Genomic DNA, 13,110 nt, shown 5'->3' on the forward strand with positions numbered 1-13,110 from the left:
ATTCTCAAGTTATGCAAAGGCAATTGTAAAGTTACTTCAAAAGATTTAACCTATTTTCTGCTACCTGTGATTTCGTGGTGGAATGTCAGAGGAAACATGCCGAAGAATGGCGTGGACTGGCTGACTTTTCGTGACTTTATATTTTCCGAACAAGCCTATAATAAAACCTAAACCGACAGAAAGAAAACCACAGAAGACTTTGTTTTATAAAAGAAAAAGCCTATCTTTGCAACAATATATCATTAAAATTGCAATAAAATGGACAATCTAAAGAAAGACTTTGCGTCAAAGTTGCTGAAGGTAAAAGCTATTATTCTCCAGCCCAACAATCCTTTCACATGGGCTTCGGGCTGGCATTCACCGTTCTATTGCGACAATCGAAAGACACTGTCATACCCAGACTTGCGCAACTATGTGAAGCTTGAATTGGTGCATAAGATACTTGAATGCTTCCCCGAAGTGGAGGCTATAGCCGGTGTTGCAACAGGAGCTATCGCCCAGGGAGCTTTAGTGGCCGACGAACTTCATTTACCTTTCGTCTATGTTCGCTCTAAACCGAAGGATCACGGCTTGGAAAATCTCATCGAAGGTGACTTGAAACCGGGGATGAAAGTGGTCGTTGTGGAAGATCTTATCTCTACGGGAGGCAGCAGTCTGAAAGCAGTTGAGGCTATCAGAAGCAATGCCTGTGACGTCATTGGCATGGTTGCGAGCTACACTTATGGCTTTCCTGTGGCCGAAAAAGCCTTTAAGGATGCTGGTGTTAAGCTTATTACACTCACCGACTACGAGCATGTTGTGGCCGAAGCACTGTCTACCGGCTACATCTCTGAAAGTGATGTTGAGGTGCTGCATGAGTGGCGCGAGGCTCCCGACAAATGGAAGAAATAGAATGATATAGCGTTTCTTGAAGCATGAGCGCTGACAGGAAGCGCAGTTTATCATTATATATTAACGCGAATGACATAATGATGAATTATGCATGATGCATTATGAATTAAAATGAATGGCAACATTTGAAAGTACTGTCCGACAGATAAATTATGCGCAACAGAGCGTATATCAGCTGCTGAGCGATTTGAGTAATATAGATAAGGTGAAAGACCGTATACCGGAAGATAAGGTGAAAGACCTCACTTTTGACACTGACTCGATTGGCATCAACACGCCGATGGGTGCCGTGAAACTGAACATTGTAGAGCGCGATGAGCCGAAATGTATTAAGTTTGAAACGACAGAAAGTCCGCTGCCTTTTAACTTCTGGATACAGATTTTGCCTGTGACGGCGCAGTCGAGTAAGATGAAACTCACCATCAAGGCCGATCTTAACCCTTTTATTAAAGGTATGGTTTCGAAGCCGTTACAGGAAGGTATTGAGAAGATTGCTGATGCCTTGCAGTCGATAAAGTATGAATAAGCCTTGTGCTCTGTCCCTTGTTGCCGCTTGTTCTGCAGGTGGGCAGCGGGCAATCTCCCTTTGAATTGTGAATGATGCGTAGTGCCTTGCAGACATTTTCCCTGCTTTTGATGCTGTTGTTTGTTGCTTCCTGCGGTGACATTCAAAACGAATATGGCAATTTTCGTCCTTATTTCGTGTATGAAAACAACGTTCATCAGAATGCGCGTTTAGCTGAAGCGATGACGCCGAATAGCGGTATGTTCTGTACAGTTCGGTGGCAGTTTATCAGCGGTGCGCAGTATTATGTGTTCACAAACAGCGACGGTCGGACGAGTAAAAGCATTCTCACTGACCTCGAAATCCAGCGTCGTCATGTTCTTGGATGCAACAACGGACTCATTGTGGGCTATGGTAATCTGAACAATCCGCCTGTGTTCTATGCCTACGATTTAGAGTGTCCTAACTGCTTTGATCCGCAGGCTTTGCCTTTGAAGAGTAAGCCTTTGCAGCTTTTGGCGGATGGAATTGCCGTCTGCAGAGTGTGTAATCGCCGTTATAACCTCAACAACAGCGGGGTCATAGTCCAAGGAGAGCGGGGGCGTAAACTTACGCGTTATCGTGCGCAGACCACTGGGCCGTATGGTGTTTTAGCGGTGAATTAAGGGCTTTCAGTTCTGTTTTGCAGTGCATTCAGTGTGGTTTCGGCCTGAATCCCGACTCTTTTCGCGTTATAGATTTCATGAAATGAGGGCGTTTTTAGTAATTTTTCATGAACAAAAATCAAGAATTATTTGGCAGTTCCAACAATTACTTATACCTTTGCAAAACCCAAACTGCGGAAATAGCTCAGTTGGTAGAGCACGACCTTGCCAAGGTCGGGGTCGCGGGTTCGAGTCCCGTTTTCCGCTCACTTGACTTTACAAGTTTGTAATCTCCCAAGCCGCAATGGTGGAATTGGTAGACACGAGGGACTTAAAATCCCTTGGCCAGTAATGGCTGTGCGGGTTCGAGTCCCGCTCGCGGCACCTCCTTAATTTAATTCACACGTATGCGCAAAAACCTCATTCTTACTTTATCGGCATGCTCATTGGTTTTAATGACGTCATGCTCTAAGTTGGGTAAACTCTCAGCCGATAACTTTTCAGTCACTCCAAACCCTCTCGAAACGGTTGGAGGAAAGGTTCCTGCAACGGTTGAAGGACAGTTCCCGGAGAAGTTTATGAACAAGAAAGCCACGGTTACTGTGGTTCCTGAACTCAGATATGGCAACGGACAAGTGGCAAAAGGGCAGGCAGTGACATTCCAAGGAGAGAAGGTTATGGCCAACCATAAAGTCATTTCTTATCGTCTTGGCGGTCGCTATACGATGAAGACTGTCTTTGATTATGTGCCTGCCATGCAGAAAAGCGACATGTATTTGGCTTTCGATGCCCGGATAGGTAACTCAAAAGTCAACGTGCCGGCTATCAAAGTGGCTACCGGTGTCATTGCAACAGCCGAGCTTTATCGCAAGGCAATGCAGCAGGGTGGTGCTTGTTTGGCACTTGATTCGTTCCAAAGAGTGATTGATCACAAGCAGGAAGCTAACGTGAAATTCCTCATTAATCAGGCTAACCTGCGCAGCAATGAACTTAAGAACAACAGTGTTCGCGAGTTTGTAAGCATGCTTAAGCGCATTAATGCCGACCGAGAGAAGCTGGCAATCAAGAACGTTGAAGTGCAGGCTTATGCCTCTCCGGAAGGTGGTTTCACTTTCAATGACAAGTTAGCCAACAAGCGTCAGAACGTCAGTGAAGGCTATGTGAAGCAGCAACTCAAGGGAACAAATCTTCAAACAGACATTGATGCCCACTATACTGCACAGGACTGGGAAGGCTTTATGAAGCTTGTTCAGGCCAGTAAGATACAAGATAAGGACGTCATTCTACGCGTTTTGTCGATGTATAAGGACCCCCAAGAGCGCGAACAACAAATACGTAACATGAGTGAAGGCTTCCGTGAGCTTGCCGATGGCATTCTTCCAGAACTCCGTCGCAGCCGTCTTATCATCAATTATCAGACTATTGGCCGCAGCGATCAGCAGATTAAGCAGCAGTATGCGACTGATCCGACGAAGTTAAGTCTTGAAGAATTGCTCTACGCTGCATCGCTTACAAACGATGTAAAGGCAAAGAAAGCTATCTATAAGAAGACAACCGAACTCTATGATCGCGACTATCGTGCCTATAATAACCTTGCAGCTTTAGCACTGAACGAAGGTGATGAGCACACAGCCAACAGCTATCTGAGTCAGGCTTTGCAGGCTAATCGCAAGGCTCCGGAGGCATATGCCAACAAAGCTTATATCAACTTGACTCATGGCGAAATAGCTGAAGCCGAGCATAATCTGGCAGATGCCACCGAAGCTAACGGCTTCAATGAGATTATCGGCAACCTGCATATCGCACGTGGTAACTATGCCAATGCCACCGATGAACTCTTCAATGACAACAACAGCGCTGCACTGGCACAGTTGCTCAATAAGAACTATGTAGCAGCCGAGCAGACATTGAAAGCTATCAAGCAGCCCAATGGTCTGACTTATTACCTCTTTGCCGTGCTCAATGCACGTCAGGGAAAGAACGATACAGCTGCAAAATATCTGAAAGAGGCATTGCAAAAAGATCCTTCTCTGGCCGAATATGCCAAGAACGACCTCGAACTTGCCAAAGTAAATAAATGAAGAAATTCAGTCTACTGATACTACTCACGCTGGTTTTAGTTGCCTGTGGCACCGATGGACATCATTTCGAAGTCGAGGGAAAGCTAACGAACTTGAACCAGGGTGAGTTTTATGTTTATAGTCCCGACAATGTCATTGAAGGCACAGATACCATCAAAGTGCAGGGTGGCCGCTTCTCTTATGAGATACCATGCGAGAAAGAAGGCGTGCTCATTGTAGTCTTTCCAAACTTCTCTGAACAGCCAATCTTCGCCCAATCCGGCAAATCTGTCGACATCAAGGGTGATGCATCACACTTGAAAGAGCTTGAGATTACGGGCACAGATGCCAATGAACTGATGACAAAATTCCGTCATCAGATTGCTAACATGACGCCTCCAGAGATTGAAAAACACGTGGGACTCTTCATTTCCGACCATTTGGAGTCTGTTGTCGGGCCGTATCTTGTAGACAAATTCCTGCTTCGTAAGCAGCAGCCCGACTACAAACGGGCCTATCGCCTGTTGGCATCCATGCAGAAAGAACAGCCACGCAACGGCTATCTTAACCGTCTTTTGGCACTGTGTAAGCCTTTGGCCGATGCTTCGGGAGACCGACTTCCGGCTTTCAAGGCCACTGATATCAACGGCAAGTCCGTTTCTTCGGTTTCGCTTTCTTCGGCTCCTGTCGCTGTTGTCTATACGTGGGCAACGTGGAGTTACGAGAGTACGAACCTGCAACAACGCCTGCTCGACCTGCACAATCGGGCTGAAGGAAAACTCCAATTGCTTGGCATCAGTCTCGAACCGAGTCTTACAACCTGCAAGGAGGAAGTCAGCAGTCAGCATCTCGGTTGGTCTGTTGTCTGCGATGAAAAGCTGTTTGAGGGTATGTTGGTTCGCAAGTTGGGACTTACTGCGGTGCCCGACAACATTCTTCTGCAGCGTGGCCGCGTCGTAGCACGTGGCCTTTCTGCCGATGATTTGATAAACCGAGTGGAGAAGTTGATTTGATTTCAAACGCTTTTCCAACGCCATAAACAACCTTAAACCATTCTTGCCATGCTTGTAAAAACCTATTGTGCCGCTGTCAACGGCCTCGAAGTAACCACTGTCACGATTGAAGTGAGCATGAATCCCGGTGTGGTCTATCACCTCACGGGGCTTGGTGATAAGGCCGTTCAAGAGGGCCGCGACCGCATCGCTGCAGCTCTTTTATACTGCGGTTTCAAGTTTCCTAAAGCCGATATCACTGTCAATATGGCTCCCGCTGACCTCAAGAAAGAGGGTAGCAGCTTTGATTTGCCGTTGGCGATAGCCTTGCTTGCTGCCAACGGAAGCATTCATACAGACTGTCTCGACCAGTATATGATGGTCGGAGAACTAAGTCTTGACGGCCAGCTTCAACCCATAAAAGGCGCTCTTCCCATTGCTATCAAGGCCCGTTCAGAGCATTTCAAGGGGTTGATAGTGCCTAAAAGCAATGTCAGAGAGGCTGCCGTGGTCAACAATCTCGAAGTCTATGGCATGGAAAATATGCTTGATGTCATTCAGTTTCTTACGGGAAAGGAACGCTTCGAGCCTGTAGTTATCGACACACGAAAGGAGTTTTACGAGCAACAGACAAGGTTTGACCTTGATTTCTGCGACGTAAGAGGGCAGGAAAACGTAAAACGTGCACTAGAAGTTGCCGCTGCCGGCGGGCATAATCTCATCATGGTAGGGCCTCCCGGCAGTGGAAAATCAATGATGGCCAAGCGACTTCCCTCTATACTTCCTCCGCTTTCGCTCTCCGAAAGCCTTGAAACCACTCAACTACACAGCATTGCAGGCAAGTTGGGATGTGGCACTTCGCTCATCAGCCAGCGTCCGTTCCGCTCGCCACATCACACGATTTCCGAGGTAGCTCTTGTCGGAGGAGGAAACAACCCCATGCCGGGTGAAATCTCATTGGCACACAATGGTGTGCTTTTCTGCGATGAACTTCCCGAGTTCAACAAGCATACTTTGGAGGTACTTCGGCAGCCGTTGGAAGACAGGAAGATAACTATCAGCCGTGCCAAATACAACATAGAGTTTCCCTGTTCGTTGATGTTTGTGGCCAGTATGAACCCATGTCCCTGCGGTTACTATGGCGATCCAACGCATCATTGCGTGTGTACGCCGGGACAGATACAGCATTATATGAACAAGATTTCAGGCCCGTTGCTCGACCGTATCGATATTCAATGCGCGATAACTCCCGTGCCTTTCAAGGACATCAGCCGTGGAAAAGAGGGCGAAGCGAGTGCAGAAATACGCCAACGCGTTATTCGTGCGCGTGAAATTCAGACCGAACGGTTTCGCGATGTCAAGGGTGTGCACTGCAATGCACAGATGTCTGAGCGCATGATTCATGCCTATGCCGAACCCGACGACCAAGGAATTGCCATGCTCCGAATGGCGATGGAGCGTCTCAGTCTGTCTGCCCGAGCCTATAGCCGCATTCTGAAAGTGGCTCGAACGATAGCCGATCTTGCCGGTTCTCCTCGCGTTGAAGTCGACCATTTGGCTGAAGCTATCAGCTATCGGCAGTTGGATAGAGGCGATTGGGGCGAGCGGTGAGCGTGTAAAATAGTATTCGCTACAACCCTCTTGAAAGGAAAGAACACTGCTCGTGGAGTCTGCTTAAAAACCGAAATGCGTCATAACGGAATATATGTTAACAGATGTCATAAATCATGACAAATTCCTTTGCAAGACTCACGTATTTGAAATGAGAGACGACTCCAGCCTAAATACGCCCTGATTTTTTGCATTTTGCAATATATTGACTGTCAGATGGTTACACGATTATAATCAAATGAAGACATAAATTCACGTGATGAAACGATGCAATCTCAGTCATTTTACCACGCAATCTGCATGAGATTACGGCCTAAGATGATGCAGATAGCCGTGCAATATGCGTCAAGTTGCGATGCTTGGAGAGTTTATCTGCATTTCAAGGTGGCCGGAATGAGGGTATCGAAACCATAATACAGCCTCGCACGCTCATGAAAATGAGCTTTTCATTTCTGTTTGGTCGCGGAGAAAAGTGTTAAAAACAAGGAAGGAAGTTGACAGTTTTCATGCATGAAAAGGTTTCAGGGGAGAACGAAACTTAAAGGTTTTCATGGGATAGTTGCTGGTAATATAATCGTGTTTTCTCTTCTATTTGAGGTTTCACCATCCCGTGGATAGGCATGTCATGGCTTATTCTTCGGCGAATATCCGTGCTGTTGAAATCATAGAGGGGCGTATCAACGAGCGTGACACTCGGCGGGAGTTGCTCGGCACATAGCGGCGAATGCTTGCGTGGATAGATGATGATGGGGTAGTGAAGGAGAATTTCCTGATGGTTTTTCCAGCGGTCGAAAGCTGCCCAGTTGTCAGAACCCATGATGAGGGTAAACGCTTTTTCGGGATAGGTTTCACGGAGTCTGCAGAGTGTATCGTAGGTGTATGAGGGCTTGGGCAGGCGGAACTCGAAGTCGCAGGCAATGAGGTTAGGCTCGTCTGCAAGGGCAAGTCGCGTGAGTTCTAAACGCTGATTGTCGGCCAAGAGGTCATCGGCCATGCGCTTAAAGGGATTGAGTGGCGAGACCATGAACCATATTTCGTCAAGCCGGGTGTGCTGAAGCAGCGTCTTTGCCAACGAAATATGGCCCATGTGTATGGGGTTGAATGAACCGCCGTAGATACCTACTTGGGGTTTAGGATGCTGTTTTTCGGCCACTTTTATCTGTTGTTCAGGAATGAAATGAGCAGTTTGTGCGTCTCTTGTTTGGCTGTTTCGAGGTCGTCGTTGACAACGATACGGTCGAATTTCGGTGCGAAAGAGAGTTCGTAATTAGCTTTGGCTAAGCGTTGTTCGATAACTTCCGGGAGGTCGGTTCCACGCCCGTTGAGGCGTCGGCGCAGCTCTTCTATCGACGGAGGTTGCACGAAAATGCTCATCGCTCGGTCGCCATAGAACTGCTTGATGTTGCATCCGCCTTTCACATCAACGTCGAAAACCACGTTTTCTCCACGTTCAATCTGGTCTTCAACCTGTGATTTCAGCGTGCCATAGAAGCGGTCTTTGTAGACTTCTTCATATTCCAAGAACTCTCCGTTTGCTATCTTCTGTTTGAATTCTTCAGGCGTAAGGAAGAAGTATTCCACGCCATTCTGCTCCGTTCCCCGCGGTGCTCGGCTCGTGCAGGAGATAGAGAAATGGAGGTTAAGTTCGGGATGTTCCTTCATCAGCCATTGCACAATGGTGCTCTTTCCCGAGCCCGAAGGAGCGCTGAAGATAAGAAGTCTGCCCGTAGACCCACCCCTTCCCTCCCGAAGGGAGGGTGTGTCTGCTTGCGAAAGATTTACTGATTTGTTGTCAACGGAGGGCATATTATCGTTTTCTTTCATTTTGTTTCTGATTTTATCTAACACGAAATGGAGTCTTAAAAAGACGTCATCATTGCTGAAACGCAATACGGTAAAGCCTTTGGTGGCAAGCCATCGGCTTCGCTCTTCGTCTTTTCTCTGTTGTTCTTCTGTGAGATGATAGTCGCCATCTAACTCTATAATGAGCCTGCGGGAGAGGCAGACGAAGTCGGGTATATAGTCGAATATAGGGTGTTGTTGTCTGAAATGTGCTCCCAACTGATTGCCTTTTAGGTATTTCCACAGCGTCCGTTCTGCTTCCGTTGGCTGACTTCTCATTCGCTTCGCCTGTTGAAGTAGCAGATGATAGGTGGCATCATCGTTTGTCTCGTAGCGGTATTTCATGTATGAAGTAATTGAGATGATGCATTAAAGACAATGCAGTTATGTCAAAAGAAAACTCACGAATAACCTTTCCCAAGTATGTTCTCCCTCCCTTCGGGAGGGTTGGGGTGGGTTACTTACAGCGCGTTCAGCACCTGTTCCTTTATCTGTTCCAACTCATCCTTCATCTTCACGACGATGTTCTGCATTTCAGCCTGATTGCTTTTACTGCCGGTCGTGTTGATTTCCCGACCCATTTCCTGGGCTATGAAGCCAAGTTTCTTGCCTACACCATGGCCTTCTTCGTTCATCGTTTCACGGAAATACTTCAGGTGATTGGTGAGTCTTTGCTTCTCTTCGCTGATGTCTAATTTCTCAATATAATAGATAAGCTCCTGCTCCAAGCGGTTCTTGTCGTAGTCAGCACTAGGGATTTGTTCGAGTCCTTTAACGATATTCTGGCGTATTTTCTCTATACGACTCTTCTCATAAGGCTCGATTTGGGAGAGCAGATGCTCGATGTTGTCTACCTTTTCATTGAATTTCTGCTGCAGGGCAGCACCTTCTTGCTTACGGAAAGCGACCAAAGCATCTATGGCTTGGCCTATAACTTGCGAGGCAACTGTCCACTCTTCGTCGGTAAGTTCTTCTGTATCGGTCTTTGTGGTGACGTCAGGAAGGTTTAAAAGTGTGGCATACCAATCGGTAGGCTCAGGGATTCCGGTCTGTGCGGAGATAGCTTTTATCTGCTTATAATAGTTCTCAACGAGTGCAGTATTAATGGGAGCAGCGTCAACAACGGCATCTTTTTCAATCCAAATCGCAAAGTCTACCTTGCCACGTTCAAGGCTTTTGGCCACTGTCTGGCGTATTTCCATTTCCTTTTCACGGTAGAGTGGTGCAATACGGGTAGAGAGATCCAATGCCTTACTGTTTAGAGATTTAATCTCAACATTAATCTTCTTTTCCTTAAAGGTCACGACAGCTTTGCCGTAACCCGTCATTGACTGTATCATAATTAGAACGCGTTAAATTTCTGCAAAAGTACGAATTTTGCGGGAAAAAAGCGTAAATTTGCATTTTATTTAGAATATATTTTTCATCTATGTCGTGTATATTGCACATTGAAACGAGTACCGATGTGTGCTCGGTTGCCGTCAGTAATGACGCAGAATGTATTTTCAACAAGGAAGACTACAGTGGCCCGCATCACAATGAGACCCTTGGTGCCTTTGTTGATGAGTCACTTTCTTTCATTGACAGCCATGGTTTGAAGCTTGATGCAGTAGCAGTGAGCAGCGGACCAGGGTCATATACAGGACTTCGTATAGGGACTTCGATGGCTAAGGGCATTTGTTACGGTCGCGATGTAAAGTTGATAGCCATACCGACTCTTGAGCTTTTGGCTGTTCCCGTGTTGCTCAATGAACACCCACAAGAGGAAGATGCACTGCTCGTTCCGATGATTGATGCCCGCCGAATGGAAGTTTATGCACAGGTGTTTGACCGCGCATTGCATGAGGTTCGTCCTATTCAGGCCGATATTGTGACTGCCGAAACTTATAAAGAATACCTTGATAAGGGTGTGGTTTACTTCTTTGGAAACGGTGCAGGCAAGTGTATGAACGAGATTAATCATCCTAATGCCCGCCTTGTGGAAGGCATTCAACCTCTTGCCAAGAATATGTTTCCATTGGCAGATAAGCGCTTTGCCGAGGGAAAGTTTGAGGATGTGGCCTACTTTGTGCCGTTATATTTGAAAGATTTCGTTGCTAAAATGCCAAAGAAACAGCTGTGATTATGAAGATTGAAGGATTGGATTACAATACACAACGTGAGAAACTCGTCATGCCCGAGTATGGACGTGAGGTGCAGGACATGGTGAATCTCTGCGTCACCTTAAAGACAAAGGACGAGCGTCAGGCCTGTGCTGAAACGATTGTTGCTATCATGGAACGCATGTTTCCACAGAGCAAGGAGGGCAATGACTATCAACAGAAGCTCTGGGATCACTTGGCAATAATGAGCGATTTCAAGCTTGATATCGACTGGCCTTATGATATCAGTGAGGCCAATAAGATTACCTCAAAGCCTGAACCGATGGAGTATCCGATGAAACGGATACCGGTACGCCATTACGGACATGTCCTTTTTGAAGTTTTCGAACGGCTCAAAGAGATGCCGAACGGCGAAGAACGTGATGAACTTATACGTCTCACTGCAAATCAGATGAAGATGGATTTGATGACATGGAGCCATGGTTCAGCTGCTGACGAGAAGGTAGCTGACGACCTTGCACGTTTCACTGACGGTAAGGTTCAACTCAATCTGAATGATTTTGTGTTTAATAAAATCACGGAAAAACCCGTTGTTAATACCCCTAATAAGCGTAAGAAAAAATAGCCTATGGAGTCATTCATCATCGAAGGTGGCCATCGGTTGAAAGGCACTATCACGCCACAAGGCGCCAAAAACGAGGCACTTGAAGTCATTTGCGCTACGCTGTTGACGACAGACCCCGTGCGAATTAAGAATATTCCGGAGATACTTGATGTCAACAATCTCATCAAGTTGTTGCAGGAAATCGGGGTGAAGGTGACGCGACATGCCCAAGGTGATTTCACTTTTCAGGCCGATGCGCTCAATCTTTCCTTTCTTGACAGCATGGAATTTGTGCGGAAATGTGCCTCACTTCGTGGAAGTGTGCTCATGATTGGCCCACTGTTGGGGCGCTTCGGCAAGGCAACCGTGGCCAAACCCGGCGGAGATAAGATTGGACGTAGACGCTTGGATACTCATTTCTTGGGTTTCAAAAGTCTTGGAGCAAAGTTTGTTCGTGACCCCGAACGCGATGTATTCCAAATCCAGGCACATCGACTGAAGGGTAGTTATATGCTGCTTGACGAGGCTTCGGTTACGGGAACAGCCAATATAATCATGGCAGCGGTGATGGCAAAAGGCACAACAACGATTTATAATGCAGCCTGTGAGCCTTATATTCAGCAGCTATGTCATTTGCTGAATGGCATGGGTGCCAACATCAGTGGTATTGCCAGCAACCTCTTGACGATAGTAGGTGTCGACAAGTTGCATGCTGCAGAGCACTCCGTTCTGCCCGATATGATAGAAGTCGGCTCGTTTATTGGCATGGCAGCTATGGTGGGTGACGGCGTTCGTATTAAGAATGTGTCACTCCGAAACTTAGGAATTATCCCTGATGCCTTTAGGCGTTTGGGCGTAAAGATACAGGCTGAAGGTGATGACTTGTTCGTTCCTCGTCAGCCACATTGCGTTGTTGACTCGTTTATCGACGGCACAATTATGACTTTGGCCGATGCTCCTTGGCCCGGACTTACCCCCGACTTGATTTCCGTTCTCTTGGTAGTTGCCACACAGGTGCGTGGCTCTGTGCTCATTCATCAGAAGATGTTTGAGAGCCGTTTGTTCTTTGTTGACAAACTTATTGATATGGGAGCGCAGATCATTCTATGTGATCCTCATCGGGCAGTTGTCATTGGACACGACCACAAGATGAAGCTCCGTGCGGGGCGAATGACCAGTCCTGACATCCGTGCAGGTATTGCTTTGCTGATTGCAGCCATGTCAGCTGAAGGCACAAGTCATATAGCAAATATTGCGCAGATTGACCGTGGTTATGAGAATATTGAAGAGAGATTGAACCAGATAGGGGCATGTATCAGGCGAGTAGATGATTAAACAGGAAGACGTTTATAAGATAGGAAAGCTTGGGAAACCCCATGGAGTGAAAGGCGAGTTGTCGTTCCTTTTCAGCGATGATGTATTTGATCGCGTCGACGCTGACTATCTTGTGCTCGATATCGACGGTATTCTTGTGCCGTTTTTCATGGAGGAATACCGCTTCAAGAGCAACGAAAAAGCACTCGTGAAGTTTGTAGATATCGGCTCAGAAGAGCGTGCCCGACAGCTCACTGGTTGTGAGGTTTTCTTCCCACGTAACCTTTCCGACAGCGACGCTGAACATGTTTCGTGGGCTGAAATCATAGGTTTCGCAGTCATTGATAAGCAGAATGGACAGGTTGTCGGACACATCAAGGGCATTGATGACACCACAATCAACACGCTTTTTGAAATAGAAACCACCGCAGGCAACGACATCTTGCTTCCTGCCCACGAGGAGTTAATCCACGAAGCCGACATGCAACGGCGGGAAATCAGAATGTCAATTCCCGATGGTTTGCTCGACTTATAACCCCAAGATG

Annotated in this window: 13 protein-coding genes and 2 tRNA genes; 12 read left to right on the plus strand and 3 right to left on the minus strand. The window is 46.9% G+C overall.

Annotated elements, in window-relative coordinates; translation table 11 throughout:
* Positions 1-258 precede the first annotated feature (258 nt).
* The 8 genes from pyrE (at position 259) to HMPREF2983_RS10810 (ending at position 6,703) form a co-directional block, all read left to right on the plus strand.
* Complete coding sequence (pyrE, locus tag HMPREF2983_RS10775; protein ID WP_004375411.1) at positions 259-891, plus strand: orotate phosphoribosyltransferase; 633 nt, start codon at positions 259-261, stop codon at positions 889-891.
* 115 nt (positions 892-1,006) lie between these two features.
* Positions 1,007-1,417 carry a hypothetical protein gene (locus tag HMPREF2983_RS10780; RefSeq protein WP_004375413.1) on the plus strand — a complete coding sequence of 137 codons (411 nt, stop codon included), beginning with the start codon at positions 1,007-1,009 and terminating at the stop codon, positions 1,415-1,417.
* Between the two features lie 71 nt (positions 1,418-1,488).
* The gene (locus HMPREF2983_RS10785; RefSeq protein ID WP_004378310.1) at positions 1,489-2,061 is read left to right on the plus strand and encodes a hypothetical protein; all 573 of its coding nucleotides are present in this window, start codon (positions 1,489-1,491) and stop codon (positions 2,059-2,061) included.
* Between the two features lie 173 nt (positions 2,062-2,234).
* Positions 2,235-2,307: transfer RNA gene (locus HMPREF2983_RS10790), tRNA-Gly, on the plus strand.
* A 31-nt stretch (positions 2,308-2,338) separates the two neighbouring features.
* Positions 2,339-2,424: transfer RNA gene (locus HMPREF2983_RS10795), tRNA-Leu, on the plus strand.
* A 23-nt stretch (positions 2,425-2,447) separates the two neighbouring features.
* Positions 2,448-4,121 (plus strand): tetratricopeptide repeat protein, encoded by a 1,674-nt coding sequence (locus HMPREF2983_RS10800; RefSeq protein WP_070668284.1) that lies wholly within the window; start codon positions 2,448-2,450, stop codon positions 4,119-4,121.
* Positions 4,118-5,113, plus strand: a complete 996-nt coding sequence (locus HMPREF2983_RS10805) for a DUF4369 domain-containing protein (protein ID WP_070668287.1) — start codon at positions 4,118-4,120, stop codon at positions 5,111-5,113. Before HMPREF2983_RS10800 ends, HMPREF2983_RS10805 begins: the two co-directional genes overlap by 4 nt.
* Before the next feature lie 48 nt (positions 5,114-5,161).
* On the plus strand, positions 5,162-6,703 hold the full coding sequence (locus HMPREF2983_RS10810) for a YifB family Mg chelatase-like AAA ATPase (protein ID WP_070668290.1): 1,542 nt from the start codon (positions 5,162-5,164) through the stop codon (positions 6,701-6,703).
* A gap of 538 nt (positions 6,704-7,241) precedes the next feature.
* Here HMPREF2983_RS10810 and nadD read toward each other — a convergent pair.
* From nadD to HMPREF2983_RS10825, 3 genes are all read right to left on the minus strand, one after another.
* A complete protein-coding gene (gene nadD, locus HMPREF2983_RS10815) occupies positions 7,242-7,856 on the minus strand; it encodes a nicotinate (nicotinamide) nucleotide adenylyltransferase (RefSeq protein WP_070668293.1) in 615 nt (204 codons plus the stop codon).
* A gap of 2 nt (positions 7,857-7,858) precedes the next feature.
* The gene (gene gmk / locus HMPREF2983_RS13645; RefSeq protein WP_083316813.1) at positions 7,859-8,890 is read right to left on the minus strand and encodes a guanylate kinase; all 1,032 of its coding nucleotides are present in this window, start codon (positions 8,888-8,890) and stop codon (positions 7,859-7,861) included.
* A 116-nt stretch (positions 8,891-9,006) separates the two neighbouring features.
* Positions 9,007-9,885 (minus strand): YicC/YloC family endoribonuclease, encoded by an 879-nt coding sequence (locus HMPREF2983_RS10825; protein WP_070668296.1) that lies wholly within the window; start codon positions 9,883-9,885, stop codon positions 9,007-9,009.
* Positions 9,886-9,974: 89 nt separating this feature from the next.
* Here HMPREF2983_RS10825 and tsaB point away from each other — a divergent pair, with 89 nt between their 5' ends.
* Genes tsaB through rimM form a run of 4 tightly spaced genes read left to right on the plus strand, consistent with a single transcriptional unit; the run spans position 9,975 to position 13,100 of the window.
* Complete coding sequence (gene tsaB, locus HMPREF2983_RS10830; RefSeq protein WP_070668299.1) at positions 9,975-10,667, plus strand: tRNA (adenosine(37)-N6)-threonylcarbamoyltransferase complex dimerization subunit type 1 TsaB; 693 nt, start codon at positions 9,975-9,977, stop codon at positions 10,665-10,667.
* A 2-nt stretch (positions 10,668-10,669) separates the two neighbouring features.
* Entirely contained in the window at positions 10,670-11,272 is a 603-nt protein-coding gene (locus HMPREF2983_RS10835) for a DUF4290 domain-containing protein (RefSeq protein ID WP_070668302.1), read from the plus strand.
* A gap of 3 nt (positions 11,273-11,275) precedes the next feature.
* Positions 11,276-12,586 carry a UDP-N-acetylglucosamine 1-carboxyvinyltransferase gene (gene murA / locus HMPREF2983_RS10840; protein ID WP_004375428.1) on the plus strand — a complete coding sequence of 437 codons (1,311 nt, stop codon included), beginning with the start codon at positions 11,276-11,278 and terminating at the stop codon, positions 12,584-12,586.
* Positions 12,579-13,100: a ribosome maturation factor RimM gene (gene rimM, locus HMPREF2983_RS10845; protein WP_070668305.1), complete on the plus strand. Its 522-nt coding sequence runs from the start codon at positions 12,579-12,581 to the stop codon at positions 13,098-13,100. Before murA ends, rimM begins: the two co-directional genes overlap by 8 nt.
* Positions 13,101-13,110 lie beyond the last annotated feature (10 nt).

It is taken from the genome of Prevotella sp. HMSC077E09, from assembly GCF_001814685.1.
Taxonomy (GTDB): domain Bacteria; phylum Bacteroidota; class Bacteroidia; order Bacteroidales; family Bacteroidaceae; genus Prevotella; species Prevotella oris.

What these genes read in the sequence shown, in the direction of transcription:
- rimM (WP_070668305.1), top strand. Translation starts at nt 12,579, where the DNA reads ATGATTAAACAGGAAGACGTTTATAAGATAGGAAAGCTTGGGAAACCC.
- pyrE (WP_004375411.1), top strand. Translation starts at nt 259, where the DNA reads ATGGACAATCTAAAGAAAGACTTTGCGTCAAAGTTGCTGAAGGTAAAA.
- murA (WP_004375428.1), top strand. Translation starts at nt 11,276, where the DNA reads ATGGAGTCATTCATCATCGAAGGTGGCCATCGGTTGAAAGGCACTATC.
- HMPREF2983_RS10810 (WP_070668290.1), top strand. Translation starts at nt 5,162, where the DNA reads ATGCTTGTAAAAACCTATTGTGCCGCTGTCAACGGCCTCGAAGTAACC.
- HMPREF2983_RS10835 (WP_070668302.1), top strand. Translation starts at nt 10,670, where the DNA reads ATGAAGATTGAAGGATTGGATTACAATACACAACGTGAGAAACTCGTC.
- tsaB (WP_070668299.1), top strand. Translation starts at nt 9,975, where the DNA reads ATGTCGTGTATATTGCACATTGAAACGAGTACCGATGTGTGCTCGGTT.
- gmk (WP_083316813.1), bottom strand. Translation starts at nt 8,890, where the DNA reads ATGAAATACCGCTACGAGACAAACGATGATGCCACCTATCATCTGCTA.
- HMPREF2983_RS10800 (WP_070668284.1), top strand. Translation starts at nt 2,448, where the DNA reads ATGCGCAAAAACCTCATTCTTACTTTATCGGCATGCTCATTGGTTTTA.
- HMPREF2983_RS10785 (WP_004378310.1), top strand. Translation starts at nt 1,489, where the DNA reads ATGATGCGTAGTGCCTTGCAGACATTTTCCCTGCTTTTGATGCTGTTG.
- HMPREF2983_RS10780 (WP_004375413.1), top strand. Translation starts at nt 1,007, where the DNA reads ATGGCAACATTTGAAAGTACTGTCCGACAGATAAATTATGCGCAACAG.
- HMPREF2983_RS10825 (WP_070668296.1), bottom strand. Translation starts at nt 9,885, where the DNA reads ATGATACAGTCAATGACGGGTTACGGCAAAGCTGTCGTGACCTTTAAG.
- HMPREF2983_RS10805 (WP_070668287.1), top strand. Translation starts at nt 4,118, where the DNA reads ATGAAGAAATTCAGTCTACTGATACTACTCACGCTGGTTTTAGTTGCC.